Source organism: Synechococcus sp. CC9902 (assembly GCF_000012505.1).
Classification (GTDB): domain Bacteria; phylum Cyanobacteriota; class Cyanobacteriia; order PCC-6307; family Cyanobiaceae; genus Parasynechococcus.
The window spans coordinates 321,618-340,302 of record NC_007513.1 but is presented as its reverse complement, the minus strand read 5'-3'; the positions used below and the strand labels follow the sequence as shown (position 1 = coordinate 340,302).

Genomic DNA, 18,685 nt, shown 5'->3' with positions numbered 1-18,685 from the left:
TCAGTCCTCACACCTGTCCATCGCGTCGTGCTGGCAGAACTGAGCCCCGACTAAACATCGGCGTGGATAAATATCGCTCGCCATAACTGGCCAACATCACCACCATTCGCTTGTTAGCCATCCCTGGTTGTTGCGCTAACCGAAGAGCGGCCGCGATGGCAGCACCACTGCTAATCCCGCAGAGCAAACCTTCCTCTCTCGCCAAACGTCGCCCCATCTCCATGGCGTCGTCATCGCTGACGGCGACGATTAAATCAATCAGATCAAGGTCCAACACCTCTGGAATAAAACCGGCACCGATGCCCTGGATCCGATGGGCCCCAGGCGACCCGCCAGACAAAACCGGACTCGCCTCTGGCTCGACGGCCACCACTTGCAGCTGAGGATTTCTCTGCTTCAGAACGCGGGCACAACCCGTGATTGTGCCTCCGGTACCCACACCGGCAACAAGAACATCGAGCACACCATCACAGTCGGTCCAAATCTCCTCCGCGGTGGTGCGTTCATGCACTGCTGGGTTGGCGGAGTTATCAAACTGCTGCAAGAGATAGGCCTCAGGGATCTCAGCCACGAGTTCTTTTGCCAAAGCGATCGCACCCTTCATCCCCTCGGATCCATCGGTGAGCTGCAACTCAGCTCCATAGGCGCGAAGCATGGCCCGACGCTCGGTGCTCATGGATTCGGGCATGGTGAGAATCAAGCGGTACCCCCTTGCGGCAGCCACCATCGCCAGGGCAATACCGGTATTACCACTTGTGGGCTCCACCAGCACAGTGCGGCCAGGGGCGATCGTGCCGGCCTGCTCCGCCTCAAGCACCATGGCGCTTGCGATGCGGTCTTTCACTGAAGCGGAAGGATTGAAACTCTCCAATTTGGCCAGAACCTCAGCTTGTGAACCGCAGGCCTGAGGCAGACGATTCAGCCGAACCAACGGTGTTCCGCCGATCAAAGCCGTGATGTCTGCAGCGATCGCCATGGAGGCAGCTTGAGATCGTATTCACCATAAAAAACCCCCCCAGTTGGGGGGGGGTAGCTGAAACAACGTGAGGGCAACCGAAGTTGCCCAACGAGAGTTGATCAGAACTTGAAGGTGGTTTTGACCAAGCCGCTCATGGCGTTGAGACCATTGGAATCCTGCTCAGCAAAAGGCTTGCTGAGGTAGTGGATTGCGGGAGTCACAGTGATGTTGTCGGTGACCTGGAACTTGTAGAAGAATTCCCAGGCGTAGCCAGCACCAGCGTTGTAGTCATCGTCGTCAACAGAGACGATGTAGGTGGGCTGACCAGTGGCAATACCGAAGGAGTTGCCTTCGATGAGGGCGTCGTCCCACTCCATGCCGACATACCAAGAGTTGGTATAGGCGTCGTCGCCGCCGAAGCTCAACCATGAGCCGCCGTAACCGACGCTGATGGAAGGAATCCAGCCGGACTCTTCAGGAGTCCACCAGGCGCTCAGTCCGAAGGAGTTGGACTGATCGTCGAGGTAGGAGAGAGCCGCAGCAGGGATGGTGGCATTGCCCTGGTAGAGGCCAACACCGTTCACGCCGGAAGCCTTGGTGTAGGCAGCAGCGACACCCCAGCTCTCAGGTGCATAAGCGATCTGAGTGGTGGCGCTGAAAGCAGCGGCGTCGGTGCCGATGCCGCCGGCGCTGTCGCCACAGAAATCATTGTTTGGGCAGCTGTTGTTGCCGTTGACAGACAAGTAGCTGGTGGAAACGCTGAAACCACCTTCGGTTTGCCAATAGACACCAGCACCAGCACCGAGGGCGAGGTTGTAAGCACCAGGCGCACCGGCGTAGGTGAAGAAGTCGTACGTCATGTCTGACGGATAGGCGCTAGGCCATACGGGCAGCATGTCGTCCATACGGACGCGAGGTCCAGCAACAACGGTGAACTCGTCACCGACAGGGAAGCTGTAGTACAGACGGTCGACAACAATTGCGTTGTCGGAGTCGAAGCCGTACTCCTGAGCAAACAGGCCGTTACCGCCGTAAACGTTGTCCATGTTGCCGGCACGCAGGCGCGTGTACAGCAGATCCTTACCAGTGAAGCTGGTTTCCAGGTTCAGCTGAAGGTTGTAGCTGAAGGAGGTGCCGCCGGCGGTGGTTGCTGCAGCGTCGCTGCCGTTGCCGTGGTACTTGGCAGCGCCAAGAACCCAGTTGGTTACACCCTTGAGCTTGGTGGTGGTGGAGAACTGGGTTGCTTCCAGTTCGCCAACACGAGCTTCGAGGCCGTCAACGCGTCCGCGGAGGATGGCGAGTTCGGTTTCGAATTCTTTGAGAAGGCGACGCAGTTCGTCGGTCACTTCAGTGACGCGGTCGAGACATGCGTTCAGCAGTGCTGCAGCCTCGTAACGGGTCATCGCCCGGTTGCCGCGGAAGGTGCCGTTGGGGTAACCAGCGACGCAGCCGTACTGCTCAACCAAGTTGCTGAGCGCCTGATAGGCCCAGTCAGTTGGGTAAACGTCGGAGAATTGGGTAACGCTGGTGACTTGGTCGGCAGAAGCCGCGTAGTCAGAAACGCCGTTGATGTTGAGCTCGGCGGCATTGGCGCCGGAGGCCAGAAGGCCCAGGGCGGCAGGAGCCACCAGCATTTGCTGGAAAAGCTTCATTGAATGGTTCCTCACACAGGAAATGGGCGCAACTACGCCACCTGTGAATATTGGAAGACCCGAACGGTATAACCCACTACTGATGTGACAGAAAGCACAACGGCTATGCATCAATTGATGCACATATTTGTCTTTCTTAGGGAGAAGCCCGCAACGTTCAAAGATGTTCGTTGCGGGCTAAGTGCCTGAGCAACCGAAGTTGCCCAGGCAGTCATGATCAGAACTTGAAGGTAGTTTTGATCAGGCCGCTCATAGCGTTGAGGCCATCGGAATCCTGGCTTGCGTAAGGCTTGCTCAGATAGTGAATGGCAGGAGTCACGGTGATGTTGTCGGTGACCTGGAACTTGTAGAAGAATTCCCAGGCGTAGCCTGAGCCAGCGACGAAATCATCAACGCCCTTCTTGGTGTCTACGTCGGAGATAAACGTGGGCTGACCAACCGCCATACCGAGGGAGTTGCCCTCAACAAACACATCACTCCACTCCAAGCCGACATACCAGGACTGTGTGGTTGCCTCCTTCACTCCGCTGATGGAGGGATCAGGAATATCCGTCAAGCCCCAACCAGCACTAATGGAAGGAATCAATCCAGAATCCTCTGGCATCCACCAAGCACTTAGGCCATAGCTGTATGTGTTGCCGGAACCAGAAAGAGCAACAGCGCCAGGAGTGCCATTACCGCCATAAAGGGCACCACCGCCCTCTCCACCGGAGGCATAAGTGAATGCACCAGCAATACCCCAATTCTCAGGCGCATAAGCGATCTGAGTTGTGGCGCTTGTACCTGCCGCATCTGTCAGCAAACCACCCGCATTGGGGTCGCTGAGTTCAGCATCTGTTGAAAGGTAGCTGGTGGAAACGCTGAAACCACCTTCGGTCTGCCAGTAGATACCTGCACCACCGCCGAGGGCGAGGTTGTAAGCACCAGGCGCACCGGCGTAGGTGAAGAAGTCCATCGTCATATCTGACGGATAGGCGCTTGGCCACACAGGCAGCATGTTGTCCATACGGACGCGAGGGCCACCAACGATGGTGAACTCGTCACCGAGGGGGAAGCTATAGAACAAACGGTCGATGACGACAGCGTTATCAGTGTTAACGCCGTACTCCTGACCGAACAAACCGACGCCGTTGCCGCCGTAGATGTTGTTCATGTTGCCGGAGCGCAGACGCGTTACCAAGCTGTCTTTGCCGGTGAAGCTGGTCTCAAGAGCAAGACGGAGGTCGTAACTGAAGGATGTACCGCCGTTAGCAGTTGCCTCGGCCTTGCTTCCTTCGCCGTGGTACTTGGCAGCGCCAAGAACCCAGTGCGTGCTGCCCTTGAGCTTGGTGGTGGTGGAGAACTGGGTTGCTTCCAGTTCGCCAACACGAGCTTCGAGGCCGTCAACGCGTCCGCGGAGGATGGCGAGTTCGGTTTCGAATTCTTTGAGAAGGCGACGCAGTTCGTCGGTCACTTCAGTGACGCGGTCGAGACATGCGTTCAGCAGTGCTGCAGCCTCGTAACGGGTCATCGCCCGGTTGCCGCGGAAGGTGCCGTTGGGGTAACCAGCGACGCAGCCGTACTGCTCAACCAAGTTGCTGAGCGCCTGATAGGCCCAGTCAGTTGGGTAAACGTCGGAGAATTGGGTAACGCTGGTGACTTGGTCGGCAGAAGCCGCGTAGTCAGAAACGCCGTTGATGTTGAGCTCGGCGGCATTGGCGCCGGAGGCCAGAAGGCCCAGGGCGGCAGGAGCCACCAGCATTTGCTGGAAAAGCTTCATTGAATGGTTCCTCACACAGGAAATGGGCACATAGGCCCGCATATCAATAAGTCATTTTTCAACCAAACTTTCACCAAGAGATGTGACACAAGGACTTATGTCTGGTATCAGATACAACAAAAAGAGGGGAAAACTGTTCGAGGAGGCACCAATAGCCAGGACATTTGAATGGCTTCCGAAGCACTATTTCGAGCAATCGTGGGGGGCGCTTGCCTTAAAAACGATCAGACACTGGTAGCTAACTGAACATAAAACCACAATAAATGTTTCGCCTGATACATATCATCAAGTGACATTCGCCTTCCGAAAGGCGCCTTGAACAGCAGAGATCGGCACGACCGCCAAAAATGGGCAGTTTTGGTTCGAACGGCAACAATATTTGGGTTAATACGCACGCTGATTGCTGTGCATCAACGGCCGTTCATATCTCGACGGATTCTTCTCGTGGCAGGAGTGTTTTCGTTGAGTCTGCTTGCCCTGCAGGGCTGGCGTTCATGGGTGCTACTCGCGAGCTACGACCAGGGAATCTTTCAACAAGTGCTGTGGAACAGCCTGCATGGGCACTGGTTTGAAAGCACCCTCTCCTCTCAGCTCTCCACCAACGTGATCCATGACGGCGCCCTGCCTTCGATCGGCTACGCACGCCTTGGTCAACATTTCACACCAACCTTGTTGATTTGGGCTCCCTTGGTGGGGCTCATCGGCGGCGCGGCCCTTCCCTTGGTTCAGGTGGGCCTAATCACGGCCGCTGGACTTGTGCTTCATCGGCTGGCGAATCAGCTTGTCCCAGAACGCACAGCCGATTGGATCGCCTACGGCTATTTCGCCGGTAATGCCTTAATCGGCCCGACGCTCGGCAATTTTACGGACCTCTGCCAATTGCCCTTGGCGGTGTTTTCACTTCTGCTCGGCTTACAGGAAAAGCGGCGGTGGTTGGTGGTGCTTTCAGCCTTGTTGATGCCCCTGATCCGCGAAGACACCGGGGTTCTTTTGGTAGCCATTGGAGCCTGGCTCCTAGTGCGTGAGCAACAACGTTGGCCGCTTGCTTTGGCCTTGATCGCCTGGGGTGGAGGTTGGGTGATGGCATGCACCAACCTGCTGATGCCGATGTTCTCCGACGACAATGCCAAGCGCTTCATGGTGGAGAACTTTGGCCAGTACCTCGGTGCAGACCATGCAAAAGGCAGTAGCAGCCTTGGAACACTGCGACAGGTTTTAAGCCAGCCCTCCCTGCTGCTTCAACAGTTAGTAGACCCGCCGGGTCAAACCCTTCTTTATCTGCTCGGACAAGGGCTGCCCTTTCTGTTCATCCCCTTAATCAGCCTGGATACGGCGCTGTTAGCAGGGCCAAGCCTGCTCGGTCTCTTCCTTGCCCAAGGGGCCAACGATCCCTTATCGATCACGATCCGCTACACCCTGCTTGTGGTGCCAGGGTTTGCCCTAGGAGCCCTGTTTTGGTGGGCACGTCGGCCGAATCCAAACCTTGGGTCCAAGGTTCGTCTGGCCTGGGGTTGTGCGTTAACCCTCTCGCTTCTGCTGACGGTTAGCAGCAATCCCCACAGAAGCCTGTCCGCCTTAATCCCCGACAGCATTGATCCGTGGGTTCACAGTGGTTGGTCAGACCAGTGGGCTCACGGCAAGGCCGCTCGAGAAGCCCTGCAAGTGATTCCTGCTACGGCCTCTGTTGCAGCAAACACACCACTGATTCCGCTGATTGCTCGGCGGTCGGTCGTGGTGCGATTTCCCTTCAGCACAGACTTTCAAGACAGAGAAGGTACGGTGAAAGCGGTGGATTGGATCGCAATTGATCTTGATTTTTTAAACCGCTATGGCGTCGCTTTCCGGGGAGATTGGAAGCAACTTCGCAACAGCAAACGCTGGATCGAAAACAACCGAGACACTCACAACGTTCAAGCTTTGAACGATGGCGTTGTTGTGATGAAACGGACTACCAACCCTGAAGCAGACCACAACCTGAAGCTTGAAAACGCTCTAGACGATCTTCTGGCAGCACCACTTCCCAACGATCCCAAACGGCGTTCCAAACCATGAAAGACAACCAAAACGATGCCCCCGACCAGAAGACTGGCCGGGGGCTCTCGCCGGGTCCACTTTTGTCGCGGAACCGGATGATCAATCAGAAAGCGCCGTTCAGCCGGCGTTCTCCGCGATCAGCAGACCCTGAATCAAAGAACTGGAAATCATGGACACCTCCTCCTAAGTGGATTGTTGAGCGCCGGCGATGCATTCGGTGGTGTCCAGGACCCGAAGGTCCGAAGATGCCACCACATCACTGCGATCAGGACTCTTGAACACTAACGGAAGTGTCCAGGAGATGAAACGTCCGCTGCAAGGCCGGCGCTGGGTGACGCCAATTCTTCTGTGGATCATCACTCTCTGCCTCTGGCTGCCGGGTCTCGGCAACTTGCCACTCCGGGATTGGGATGAAGGACGGGTCGCGACGGTGGCACGTTCCACCACAGGGTTGCTTCCGATGAAATGGGAGCGGTCGTATCTCAACAAACCGCCAGGCCTGCATTGGCCGATGGGCCAACTCATTCGAAGCAAGGGTGAGCAGGAAAGCGTTGTGAGGCTTTTACCAGCCCTCACATCCAGTCTGGCGATCCCCCTGATCGTGCTACTTCGACGGAACCTGGGGGGACAGGGGCATGATCAATCCGCCCTGCTGGCAGGGGTGGTGCTGATGACGCTGTTGCCGATGGCTCGCCATGGACGACTCGCCATGCTCGATGGCACCTTGGTCAGCTGCAGTCTTTTGCTCTGGTGGGGCTGGCTGGGCTGCAAGGCATCGTCCGGTCGAGCGTTAGCCGCAGGATTGGCATGTAGCGGCGTCCTTCTGCTGAAGCCCCCCGCACTTTTGGGATTCGGTGTGATCGCCCTGTTGGCGGGAGGTTGCCGCCTCCACCCCACAGGACGTCGATGGTGGGCATTGATCGTTGGGCTCCTACCCGGCGCGGGCTGGCACCTTTGGCATTGGTTCGCTCGCGGTGAGGAAGCTTTTTTGATGTGGGGAGGACAGGGTTTTGCCCGACTCACCACAACAGTGGGAGATGGCTTCGGTTGGTGGACGCCCTGGGCAGAACTCCTAGAGGGTGGATGGCCCTGGCTGCTGCTTCTTCCCGCTGGGATCAGTTGGGCTTGGACTCATCGAAAAGAAAAAGCAGGCCGCTGGCAATTGGTCCTGCTGATCGGTAGCGCAGTGATGGTGTTACCTCTACGCACTCAGCTCCCCTGGTACAGCCATCTGTTATGGCCACCGATCGCCTTGATGTGTGCCGAAGGGTTGCACAAGCTGCTGGACGAGGGACGTCCCCGTTGGGTCTCTCAGACTTGGCAGGTGATGGGAGGCATTCTCGTCATCATCGGCTGCGTTGTGATCGTCAACCAAAGCAGCACAATCCCTGGCCTCAGCCTTGTACTTGCTGGCCTTGGGATCGCAGCTGGCGGACGGACGCTGCAAGCCAAAGCAAAACGACGCCGCCTTCAAGGGTTGGGGCTTCTTGTGATCGGCTGGGGGTTGGCGCTGCTAGCGCTGTGGAACAGCCAACTTTGGCTATGGGAACTCAATGAAAGCTGGGATCCCAGGCCTGTGGCCGCAGCAATCAAAACCTTGCCCTCAGAAGCGAAGGTGTTCTTGAAGGGGCCAACCCGTCCCTCCCTCGGTTGGTATGCCAACAAAGAGCTCGGCCGGTTTCGCCAAAACGATCGTCCAGATGAAGAGCATTGGGTGGTGAGCAACCGTCCAATTCCTGGATGTCGACGACATGATCAAATCGTCGAAGGGGGATGGCAGCTTTGGCAGTGCGATTGACACCCCATCGCAGCACTCCAACAGCACTTTGGTGGTGTTCCGCAGTCCTGGGCTTATTGGGTTGGGGTTGTTCTGCACTGCGCCATCACCTACTTCAGAGCAATGCCTATGACCTTGGTCTTTTTGATCAATGGGCCTGGCTGATTGGGCGTGGACTCGAGCCTGTGTCGTCCATGGAACACGTGCATGTGTTAGCTGACCATGGCGCTTGGCTGCTTTATGGAGCTGGGGCGGCCTATGGCCTTCTGCCGGGCGTGCATTGGCTCTTCGCCTCACAAGCCATCGCCCTGAGTTTCACCGCAATTCCAATCTGGTGGCTCGGCCAGCAAGCGGGACTCTCACCAAAACACTGTTGGCTCGCTTGTGCACTTTGGTGGCTGCAACCGGTTGTGTTCAACACAATCTTGTTTGATTTCCACCCTGAAACATGGGTCATGCCCGCTTTTGCCCTTGCGCTTTGGGCTGAACGCGCCGAAAAACCACGGCTCTGGTTCGCCCTACTCCTACTCATGCTGGGCGCCCGAGACGGTCTCATCCTGGTGATCGCCGGTATGGCCCTTGACTTGGGATGGCGTCAACGCTGGCGCTGGTGCGCAGCTGCAGGGGGACTATCCACCGGATGGCTTTTCATCCTGAGCCAAAGGCTTTATCCCTTGCTCCGAGGTGGGAGCGGCCCGAAGGCTGCCGAACGCATGTTCGGACATCTCGGCGATGGATTTTTAAGCCTTCTCAGCAGCCTTGAATGGGGAGAAATCGCCTTCTATCTGCTGATTCTCAGCCTGCCATTGGGCTGGCTATGGCGCCGGTCGTCACGATCAACCTTGCTGATCGGAAGTCCACTTCTACTGGTGAATCTGCTCTCAGCATCGGCAAGTTATCGCACCTTGGTGCACCACTACAGCTTGCCCTTGGCCCTAATTGCTGTAGTAGCAGCCATCCGAGGAGGGCTCCAATCACCTTCTCGTCGCGGTATTCCGACTTGGGGCTTGATTTGGGCCACAGCCTGCTGGCTCGCCCTGGCAAAACCTTGGTTTTTCACCGGTCCATATCTTGAGCGGCAATCTGATCTTGAAGACGTCAGAGATGCCATTGCACTGATCAAACCAAACGATTCCGTACTAACCACCAGTTACTTGGTTCCCCAGCTCAGCCAACGCTCAACCATCGCATTTCCAAAACGATCCTCCCGAGGCCCTCTCGCCGAAACGAGCTGGTCGGTTCTACTCCTGAATCCAAAAGACCCGGGCTGGGGATCATCGGCGCGGGTGCAACGATCACTCCTTGACCAAGCCCAAGCCAATGGATGGAGCTGCCAACACTGGCCCTCAAGCCTCAGCATCTGCCAAAAAGTTGAGACTGAGCCAAACATCTCCAAACGATGAGACCTGACACCAAGAACCACCCCTTACCAACACAACTAGACAACTTGATGGGTCTGATCGGATGAAGAATTCGAGCCAGCACAGGACAGTTCAGGCAGACTTAGATATAAATAAACAACATGTATAAACACACCAACAGCAAATAAGAATTCAGCGATTTCCTGCTCTCGCGTGTGCAGATAAATCAGATCGATGCCATTTTTCTCAGCGACCACACCCCAATACATCAAAGCAGCAACTCCGAAGTAACTAGCCGTACAACCAAGAGGCAAAACGACATCTATCCAAGACCCCAATCGGATTGAGTCCGAGCGCCGAACTAAAAATCCACAAACGGAAAGAAAGAACAAAAGAGTGAACACACAGGCTGCAACAGTCCATGTATGAGAGTGCCAAAAAGAAAGGTTATGGATATTCGTTTCATGCTGAACGTTGTGCTCATTTAAAGTTGCTGGCGTACCCCAGTTAAAAATCATCTGCCCCCAGCTCATCTCCTCCATCGACAATACAAATAGCCCTACACTTCCGGATCGAATCAACAGCTTCAATCCAGTACTAGAAGCCTGAGCAGCGGCTTTCCACAACAAACACGCGGCAGCTAGCAGGAAAAGAAAGCCCAACCATTCAACCAAACTTCCTTCCGATATTCGCCTCAAATAGCTCTTCAGATCAGTGATTTGCACCCTATAAAGCAGAAAAAAGGGCCAAACTATTAGGGGGATTAAAAATATATTAAGTCGCCTTGAGGAGTCATTCGCCAATGCCATCACAGCACGTGCAACATCCCCGCGGAACACAAGCACAACAAACAACGCCCCAATGCACCCCTGAAGAATTTGCGCCCACGACACACTTCGCACACCAGCAGTACCATTCCCGAGCACATTTCCTACGAGAACACCAAGCATTGCAAGGCCCAGCAATGCAATAAAAACACCAAATGCTTGAGCCAAAAAATGCTTTCGCTCTTCCACCAATGCCAATCGACTCATCGCCGCATTCGGCGACTGGAGCGCATGCACCTCACCGACTTCACCCATGGATCCAGCATGCACCAAGCTTTAACTTGGATTTAAACACGGGCCTTTCGCGCCAATCGCCCTGGGGCCATGACGACACACAAACTCAGAGCAATCCTGCTTTACATCAGTGGCACTCTCTTTGCCGCTCACCTGGTGGGCGAGATTGGTATCTATGCCTTTGATGCCGATAAAAACTGGCTTCTTCCATTCAACATGGACCGCGAGTTCAACATACCGACTTTATTTTCCAGCACAATCATGCTGGCCTGTGCATACATACTGAACGAAATCAAAAAAGTCTCAGAAAAACTACCATCCAAAGATTGGCGACTTCTTAGCAAGATTTTTATCTTTCTTGCCATCGATGAATTCTTTCAAATCCATGAGATTTTCATCATTCCAGACTTAAGGCCTTATCTGTCGCCAGCATTGGGATCAACCTGGGTGATGCCTTATACAGCCCTTGTGATCTACCTGGGCTGGAGGTTTAGCAAATTTTTACGCTCTCTCGAAAAATACACGCGTCAAAAGTTTCTACAATCCGCCGGCATCTTTTTAAGTGGCGCCATCGGGATGGAAATGGTGGGAAGCTACTTAGTTCGAGCTGGAATCATTCGATTGCATAGCATCTGGTACGGATCAATTACAGGCTTAGAAGAATTACTCGAACTTCTAGGACTCATCATATTCCTAACTGCCCTTGCAAACCATTTAATCGAAAAGAATGGAGCTATTTATTTACGCGCAACAATTACCGAATGAGTGCCTCATATTATTTATAAATCAACAATCGCCATAAAAAAACCTCCCCGAGGGGAGGTTTTTAAAGTTGTAATGACTTCTAAAAAATTAGAGAGCGTTACCGCGGGGCAGAACCTCTTCAGGGAAGACGAAGTTTTCATGCGGCTGGTCAGCCGGTGCCATCCAGGCACGCAGACCTTCATTCAGAAGAATGTTCTTGGTGTAGAAGGTCTCAAATTCGGGGTCCTCAGCAGCGCGGATTTCCTGTGACACGAAGTCATAGGCGCGCAGGTTGAGGGCCAGACCGATGATGCCGATGGAGCTAGTCCAGAGGCCCATCACTGGCACGAACAGCATGAAGAAGTGCAGCCAGCGCTTGTTGGAGAACGCAATTCCGAAGATTTGGCTCCAGAAGCGGTTGGCGGTGACCATGGAATAGGTCTCTTCTTCCTGGGTGGGTTCGAACGCCTTAAAGGTGTTCGCTTGCTCACCATCCTCGAACAGTGTGTTTTCCACGGTTGCACCGTGAATGGCACACAACAGAGCGCCGCCCAAGATGCCGGCCACTCCCATCATGTGGAAGGGGTTCAGCGTCCAGTTGTGGAAGCCCTGCAAGAAGAGGAGGAAGCGGAAGATCGCTGCCACACCGAAGGATGGCGCGAAGAACCAGCTGCTCTGGCCGAGGGGGTACATCAGGAAAACACTGACGAACACCGCAATCGGGCCGGAGAAGGCAATGGCGTTGTAGGGACGAATGCCGACGAGACGAGCAATTTCGAACTGACGCAGCATGAAGCCGATCAGTGCGAAAGCACCGTGCAGGGCAACAAAAGCCCAGAGGCCGCCGAGTTGACACCAGCGGACAAAATCGCCCTGGGCTTCTGGGCCCCAGAGCAGCAGCAAGCTGTGACCCATCGCGTCAGCGGGGGTCGAAACAGCAGCGGTGAGGAAGTTGCAACCTTCGAGGTACGACGACGCGATGCCGTGGGTGTACCAGGAGGTGACAAATGTGGTGCCGGTCAGCCAGCCACCGATAGCCATGTAGGCCGTCGGGAGCAGAAGTAGGCCAGACCAGCCGATGAATACGAAGCGGTCGCGCTTGAGCCAGTCATCGAGGACGTCAAACCATCCCCGCTGAGGCGCGCGTCCTACAGCAATTGTCATGAGAGAGGCGCTTCATGAAGCGTTACATCTGCGAGCCTAGGGGCAGAAATGCGAAATGGGGACTGCTTTTTGCGCTGATCCGACGGGATAAGTGAAAATGCCTACGTGTGAACAGCCGAAGCTGCGCTTCCTTGGCGAAGATGCATACACATTGAACGGATCGCTGTGTACGTCATCGAGCTAACTCTGCGGATGAGCCCAATTCCAGTTTCTGTTCAACGCAAAGAACCAAGCGATGCAGAGGCGCTTTATCAAGAGATTCGCCAAGCCATCGATCACGGGCAGCCCCGGCTCCTTGATCTCACTTGCGAGAAAGTAGAGGGGAAAAAAGCAGCGCTCCTCATCAGTGAAGTTCTCGCTGTCCAGCTTTATGAAAAAGCTTCAGCGGCAGGTGGCAGCAAACGGCCTGGTTTCTCCCTTGAGTCCTGATCAAGGACACGCCGAACTTCACGTCGATTCAGTCAGCCATCGCTGGCAAAATGGTGATCGTGTTCTGAATCGCTGCAACCTGACAATCCAAAGGCCTGGCCTTTGGATGTTGGTGGGCAGCAATGGAAGCGGCAAAAGCACGTTATTTCGCTTGATCGCTGGCTTGCTTGAGCCGCAAGCTGGATCCATTGAATGCAAACAGCGTGCTGCGTTGGTTTTTCAAAACCCTGATCACCAATTACTCCTACCCAGTTGCGGTAGCGACCTTTTATTGGGGATCCGATCCAATCAATCGATGGATCAACGGCGGCAGAGGGTGGAAGCCTGCCTAAATCAATTGGGGCTCCATGGCCTAGCAACCAGACCCATCCATACCCTCAGCGGTGGGCAGAAACAACGGCTGGCCATCGCGGGCGCCCTGGCCAGCAACGCAGGCCTTCTCCTCTTAGACGAACCCACCGCTCTGCTTGACCCACAAAGCCAGCGCGCCGTCCTTTCGGCAGTCCATACCCTTTGCCATCACCCGACCAGACCAATCACCGCCCTTTGGATTACCCATCGACTGGAGGAACTCAATGAGGCCGACGGTGCAGCGCAAATGCACCATGGACGTATTGGCCCTTGGAACACTGGGAAAGAACTTCGCCAACGCTTGCAGTCTGGGAGGTCTGACAGGTAAGTTCTTCGAGTCTCATTCCTCGGTAGCTCAGCGGTAGAGCGGTCGACTGTTAATCGATTGGTCGCAGGTTCGAATCCCGCCCGGGGAGTTTTTTTTCAAAGCCACAGCTCACGCTGTGGCTTTTTTATTGACGGCAAAAGAAATTTCATGACAGCTGGTTGCTGGAAGCGGAAGACTTCCTGAACAGATCCCACGGCAGGCCCAAGAGCAGAAACGACAACATGCTTTGCAGCGCAATGGTTTTCATCTCCTGACAAGACAAAGCCGCATCCGACTGAAATCTGCAGAAACCAGAAAAGCTTGAGAGAATCTGCTCAGCGTTGCTCAACTATCCGAACCACGCTCGCAATCGTCCAACTGTTCCTCTGCTGAACCGATGAAGCCCTGCATCCTGTTGATCGAAGACGACCAGGACATGCGCGACCTGGTGAGCGGCCATCTAGAGCACAGCGGCTTCGATGTTCAGCGCGCAGACGACGGCATCAAAGGCCAAGCACTGGCACTTCAGTACACACCAGATTTAATCCTTCTCGACTTGATGCTGCCCAAAGTGGACGGCCTCACCCTGTGTCAACGCTTGCGTCGAGACGAACGAACTGCAGGCATTCCAATTTTGATGCTCACTGCTCTTGGTGGAACCAAAGACAAAGTGAGCGGTTTCAACTCTGGTGCCGACGATTACCTCACCAAACCGTTCGATCTCGAAGAACTTCAAGTTCGAATCAAGGCACTGCTTCGCCGGAGTGATCGTGCTCCATTGGGTGCCAGCAATCAGAACGAAATCCTCAGCTACGGCCCTCTCACTCTTGTGCCAGAGCGGTTTGAAGCGATCTGGTTCGATAGTCCAGTTCGGTTAACTCACCTGGAATTCGAGTTGCTGCATTGCCTCCTTCAGCGCCACGGACAAACAGTGGCCCCATCATTGATTCTGAAGGAAGTTTGGGGATACGAACCCGACGACGATATCGAAACGATCCGCGTACACGTCAGACACCTACGCACCAAGCTCGAGCCCGATCCCCGCAAACCTCGGTTCATCAAAACGGTGTATGGGGCCGGCTATTGCCTAGAGCTTCCCACTGGTGGACAACTTGATGATGTGGTCTCGCTTGCGCGGGAAGAGCGCAAACAGCAAGGCGACCGCGCTACCGCTTAGAACCGTTCACCTGGTCAGGCCGGGGCAGCTGTTGAATCTGCAGTGAGATCCAACAAGGCAACTTCCCAGGCCAGTCGCGGCTGGACAAACGACAACAGCTGACGCCGCAATGTCTCCAGGCGTTTCAGGGAGTGAACGTCTCCAGAAGTCGCCCATAACGCTTGTTGCCACCAATCGATGAGCCACAGTTGCTGTTCGCCATCCAACGCCTCGCAAACGTCCCGTGCCAAAGCGAGGGCATGCATCGGTTCATTGGGCAAATGCCGCAGACGAGGCATCAATTCCGTCGGGAGAGCTGCCCAGCGACTCCGATGCTCCAGTAACGCCCCAGGAGAACCCGCCGCCATAGCCAAGAGCTCCGGCGGATCGTGTTCGACAGCATCCAAACGATGCAACACCTGAGAAACCGACGGAACATCGAGCCGGACAAACCGAATCAACTGGCAACGAGAACGGATCGTGCTGAGAAGGCGTTCAGGCGCAGCCGTTAATAGGATCAACAATCCGTGGCCAGGCTCCTCCAACGTTTTGAGCAAAGCATTCGCCGCGGCTTCCGCCATTGCTTCGGCAGATTCAATCACCACCATTCCACGAGTGGATTCCACAGGCTGGCGAGCAAGTGCACGACTCACGCCACGAATCTGCTCGAGCCGCAACTGAGGTGGCGTTCGACGACTCATTCCAGCATCAACTGCCTCATCGCGCGTGAGAAGACGACCTTGATGCTGAAAGGTGGGCTCAACCCAGATCAGGTCTGGATGATTGCGCTCCTCAAGACGCCGCCTTGCACGATCACAACCCACCCCCCCACTCAACACTCCCTCGAGGAAACGCAGGGCCGCAAAACGTCGTCCTACCCCGTCGGGCCCAGCGAACAGGTAAGCGGGGGCAAGTCGGTTCTGTTGCAGGGCCGCTTCAAGCAAATGAACGGCTAACGGCTGCCCCACCAAGCCATCAAACAATTCACTCACTGCAGGGTCTCCCGCAGGGTTTGTTCCAACACCTGGCTGAGTTTCGACACGGACTGTTGTGCATCAATTTGAGACCAATTGCGTTGCTCGGCAAGGACAGCAAAACCATCAGCGACGCGACGCAAAAAGGCACGCCCTTCGGCCTCGATTCGATCCTCTTTCTCACCATGACGACGCTGCAAGCTCACCTCCACCGGCACCATCAACCAAGCGGTGAGATCCGGCTCTAAACCAGTGGTCGCGATCGATTCCAGACGGGTAATCAACTGTCGATCCAAGCCGCGGCCATAGCCCTGATACGCAAGGGTGGATCCAGCAAAGCGATCGCTCAACACCCAATCTCCCCGCAGAAGAGCCGGGCGAATCACCGTATCCACATGCTGTGCACGATCCGCGGCATAGAGAAGGAGCTCCGCTGTGACAGATGGCACCTGATCGGCTTCGGTATGCAGCAACAACTCGCGAATCGACTGGCCCAAGGGAGTCCCGCCAGGCTCACGGGTACAGATCAGTTGGGCCGTGGAAGGCATTAAGCCACTCGCGGGCAACCATTGAGCAAGGTGACGAATTTGAGTGGATTTGCCGCAGCCGTCGATCCCGTCGAGAACGATGAAGCGGCCAGTCATATCCGTAAAGCCAAAGCATTCACAACCACTGTGATCGAGCTCAGAGCCATCAACAGGGCCGCGAAAGGCGGTGAGAGCAACACGCCTTGACTCGGCAGCAAAACACCGGCCGCGACCGGAAGAGCAATCAGGTTGTACCCAAAAGCCCAAAAAAGGTTCTGGCGGACTTTATTCAGAGTGCGCCGAGCCAATGAAAGCGCTTCGGGAAGGTTGTCCAAACGATCGCCGAGCAAGACCATATCGGCGGTGTCCTGCGCAATCTGGGTACCTGTACCGATGGCAATGCCCAAATCAGCCGCGGCCAAAGCAGGTGCGTCATTGATGCCATCACCCACCATCGCCACCCGCCCTTCTTGACGGAGCTGCTCCAATCGCTCGAGTTTCTGTTGAGGAAGCATCTGCCAACCGAGGTCAGCTTCGGCGAAGCCCAGCCTCTCCCCGAGGCGACGTACTGCCACTTCACGGTCACCACTGAAGATGGCGAGCTTGAGACCGGAGGCGCGGAGCCTCTCCAATGAAGGGGCGACATCAGGCCGTTGCTTGTCTTCAACTTGCAGTAATCCAACCAATACCTGTCCAGCCGAGACCGCAACCACCGATCCCTGAGCCGCGGCCAACCAGGCCGTTGCTCCAGCGGAGAAGTCGACACCGAAACTTTGCAGCCAAGCGGGCTTTCCAACCCGAAGGTCACCGACCACCCCGTCCAGCTCACCCCAAAGTCCTTCCCCAGACACAGTGGATACACGGGTTACATCGATCAAGGCCAAGTCGCGCCGTTGCGCCTCTTGCAGCAGGGCATAGGCCAGCGGATGGCGGCTGCTCTGCTCCAGGCTCGCTGCCCACTGCAACAAAAGATTGGGATCTTCACCAAAAACGTCGGTGACCAGCGGCCGCCCCAATGTGAGCGTGCCGGTCTTGTCGAAGACCACCTGATCTAGAGCAGCTGCGGTTTCGATCACATCACCACCTCGAAACAACCAACCGCGTCTCGCCGCTAAACCGGTGGAGACGGTAATCACCGTGGGAGTTGCCAAGCCCAAAGCGCAGGGGCAGGCCACCACAAGCACGGCAATGGTGAGCTGGAGCGCTAAGCCGATCGGCGTGGTGGCACCACTGCCCAATCCACTGTGATGGGTCTGAGCGCCATGAACCATGCCATGGGCATGGGGCAGACCAGGAGCATTGGCCTGCAACACCTCGGGCCAATGGGACGCACCAAAGAGCCACCAAAACAAAAAGGTGGCTAGGGCCAAGGCCATCACGCCGTAGCAAAACCGTCCTGCCACCCGATCCGCCAACCCTTGAATGGGGGCTCGGCGTGCCTGGGCCTGCTCAACCAGCCGAATAATGCGAGCAAGAGCAGTGTCGGAACCCACCCGGCTCACTTCAAGAACGAGCGGCGCTTCCAAATTCAAACTGCCGGACGACAGCTCAGTACCAGGCTCCACTTGGAGAGGCATTGGTTCTCCGGTGAGGCTCGAGACATCCACCGCCGAAAGCCCCTCACGAACAACTCCATCAACAGGAATGCGATCCCCGGCCAGAAGTTGGACGCGTTCACCTGGCCGCAGAGCTCCAACTCTGACCTCACGAATCTCACCATCCGTTAACACCAAACGAGCCGTCTCAGGCTGCAATTGAGCTAGTTGCTGGAGGGCCTGCCCCGTTCGGAAACGAGCCCGTTCTTCGAGGAAGCGCCCCAAAAGCACAAATCCCAGCAACATCACCGGCTCGTTGAAAAAGCACGGCCAACCCACCGTGGGCCACACCAAGGCCGCCAAGCTCGCCAGATAGGCGCTGCCCACCCCCAGCCCCACCAAGGTGTCCATGCTCGGGGCACCAACACGGGCTGCTTTTATGCCCCCAGACAGGATCTGGCGACCTGGACCAAACAAGGCGACGGTCGCCAATCCCGCGTGGAACGGGAGGCTTCCAATCACCGGCACTGACAATTGCCCGGCTTCGCTGAGGTGTCCCATCACCGACAGCAGCAACAGCACCAGCGCCACCATCAACTGACGCCACTGACGCCACCAACTCAGACCGGTGGATCCAGTCGCCCCCTTAAGACCCGGCTGAAACTCCAAGGAACGCTCACGGGCTGGGAATCCCCGCGCCGCCAAAGCCGCCAGCACCTCGTCGACATTGCCGTCGGACTCAGCCAAATCCAGCCAAGCTGCACGACTCACCAAATTCACATCAGCCCGCTGCACACCCGGCTGCTCAAGCAACGTGCGTTCCACCGCGGACACGCAACCGCCACACTTCATCCCTTCCACATCCAGGACGACGGTCTGCATCGCAGAACTCACAA

At 55.9% G+C, this 18,685-nt stretch carries 15 protein-coding genes and 1 tRNA gene; 8 read left to right on the top strand and 8 right to left on the bottom strand.

The genetic code is table 11. The features are described from left to right. Positions 1 to 7: 7 nt before the first annotated feature. From cysK to SYNCC9902_RS01570, 3 genes are all read right to left on the bottom strand, one after another. Entirely contained in the window at positions 8 to 976 is a 969-nt protein-coding gene (gene cysK, locus SYNCC9902_RS01580; RefSeq protein ID WP_011359154.1) for a cysteine synthase A, read from the bottom strand. 101 nt (positions 977 to 1,077) lie between these two features. Beyond that, complete coding sequence (locus SYNCC9902_RS01575; protein WP_011359153.1) at positions 1,078 to 2,610, bottom strand: iron uptake porin; 1,533 nt, start codon at positions 2,608 to 2,610, stop codon at positions 1,078 to 1,080. A 217-nt stretch (positions 2,611 to 2,827) separates the two neighbouring features. Next, positions 2,828 to 4,369, bottom strand: a complete 1,542-nt coding sequence (locus SYNCC9902_RS01570; RefSeq protein ID WP_011359152.1) for an iron uptake porin — start codon at positions 4,367 to 4,369, stop codon at positions 2,828 to 2,830. A 405-nt stretch (positions 4,370 to 4,774) separates the two neighbouring features. Between SYNCC9902_RS01570 and SYNCC9902_RS01565 the strand changes: the two genes are divergently transcribed. From SYNCC9902_RS01565 to SYNCC9902_RS01555, 3 genes are all read left to right on the top strand, one after another. Then, positions 4,775 to 6,421: a DUF2079 domain-containing protein gene (locus SYNCC9902_RS01565; protein WP_011359151.1), complete on the top strand. Its 1,647-nt coding sequence runs from the start codon at positions 4,775 to 4,777 to the stop codon at positions 6,419 to 6,421. Positions 6,422 to 6,704: 283 nt separating this feature from the next. Continuing rightward, a complete protein-coding gene (locus tag SYNCC9902_RS01560) occupies positions 6,705 to 8,201 on the top strand; it encodes an ArnT family glycosyltransferase (protein WP_041424754.1) in 1,497 nt (498 codons plus the stop codon). Beyond that, complete coding sequence (locus tag SYNCC9902_RS01555; RefSeq protein ID WP_011359149.1) at positions 8,186 to 9,583, top strand: DUF2079 domain-containing protein; 1,398 nt, start codon at positions 8,186 to 8,188, stop codon at positions 9,581 to 9,583. Before SYNCC9902_RS01560 ends, SYNCC9902_RS01555 begins: the two co-directional genes overlap by 16 nt. A 35-nt stretch (positions 9,584 to 9,618) precedes the next feature. On the opposite strand, the gene SYNCC9902_RS01550 is transcribed toward SYNCC9902_RS01555, so the two are convergent. Then, the gene (locus SYNCC9902_RS01550) at positions 9,619 to 10,623 is read right to left on the bottom strand and encodes a hypothetical protein (protein ID WP_011359148.1); all 1,005 of its coding nucleotides are present in this window, start codon (positions 10,621 to 10,623) and stop codon (positions 9,619 to 9,621) included. Between the two features lie 69 nt (positions 10,624 to 10,692). Between SYNCC9902_RS01550 and SYNCC9902_RS01545 the strand changes: the two genes are divergently transcribed. Continuing rightward, positions 10,693 to 11,367, top strand: a complete 675-nt coding sequence (locus tag SYNCC9902_RS01545) for a membrane protein (protein WP_011359147.1) — start codon at positions 10,693 to 10,695, stop codon at positions 11,365 to 11,367. A gap of 87 nt (positions 11,368 to 11,454) precedes the next feature. Here SYNCC9902_RS01545 and psbD read toward each other — a convergent pair whose 3' ends face one another. Continuing rightward, on the bottom strand, positions 11,455 to 12,510 hold the full coding sequence (psbD, locus tag SYNCC9902_RS01540) for a photosystem II D2 protein (photosystem q(a) protein) (protein ID WP_009788239.1): 1,056 nt from the start codon (positions 12,508 to 12,510) through the stop codon (positions 11,455 to 11,457). A gap of 165 nt (positions 12,511 to 12,675) precedes the next feature. On the opposite strand from psbD, the gene SYNCC9902_RS01535 reads away from it, so the two are divergent. The 4 genes from SYNCC9902_RS01535 (at position 12,676) to SYNCC9902_RS01520 (ending at position 14,774) form a co-directional block, all read left to right on the top strand. Continuing rightward, a complete protein-coding gene (locus tag SYNCC9902_RS01535) occupies positions 12,676 to 12,939 on the top strand; it encodes a hypothetical protein (RefSeq protein ID WP_011359146.1) in 264 nt (87 codons plus the stop codon). Continuing rightward, on the top strand, positions 12,929 to 13,618 hold the full coding sequence (locus SYNCC9902_RS01530) for an ABC transporter ATP-binding protein (protein WP_011359145.1): 690 nt from the start codon (positions 12,929 to 12,931) through the stop codon (positions 13,616 to 13,618). Before SYNCC9902_RS01535 ends, SYNCC9902_RS01530 begins: the two co-directional genes overlap by 11 nt. A gap of 16 nt (positions 13,619 to 13,634) precedes the next feature. Beyond that, positions 13,635 to 13,706: transfer RNA gene (locus SYNCC9902_RS01525), tRNA-Asn, on the top strand. A 288-nt stretch (positions 13,707 to 13,994) separates the two neighbouring features. Continuing rightward, complete coding sequence (locus SYNCC9902_RS01520) at positions 13,995 to 14,774, top strand: response regulator transcription factor (protein ID WP_011359144.1); 780 nt, start codon at positions 13,995 to 13,997, stop codon at positions 14,772 to 14,774. Between the two features lie 14 nt (positions 14,775 to 14,788). Here the strand turns inward: SYNCC9902_RS01520 and SYNCC9902_RS01515 are convergent, their stop codons facing one another. The 3 genes from SYNCC9902_RS01515 to SYNCC9902_RS01505 are packed head-to-tail and all read right to left on the bottom strand — an operon-like array spanning position 14,789 to position 18,671. Then, positions 14,789 to 15,745 (bottom strand): DNA polymerase III subunit delta', encoded by a 957-nt coding sequence (locus SYNCC9902_RS01515; RefSeq protein WP_011359143.1) that lies wholly within the window; start codon positions 15,743 to 15,745, stop codon positions 14,789 to 14,791. Further along, a complete protein-coding gene (gene tmk / locus SYNCC9902_RS01510) occupies positions 15,742 to 16,371 on the bottom strand; it encodes a dTMP kinase (protein ID WP_011359142.1) in 630 nt (209 codons plus the stop codon). Before tmk ends, SYNCC9902_RS01515 begins: the two co-directional genes overlap by 4 nt. After that, positions 16,368 to 18,671, bottom strand: coding sequence for a heavy metal translocating P-type ATPase (locus tag SYNCC9902_RS01505; RefSeq protein ID WP_011359141.1), 2,304 nt, complete (start codon positions 18,669 to 18,671; stop codon positions 16,368 to 16,370). The genes tmk and SYNCC9902_RS01505 overlap by 4 nt, the downstream gene beginning before the upstream one ends. Positions 18,672 to 18,685 lie beyond the last annotated feature (14 nt).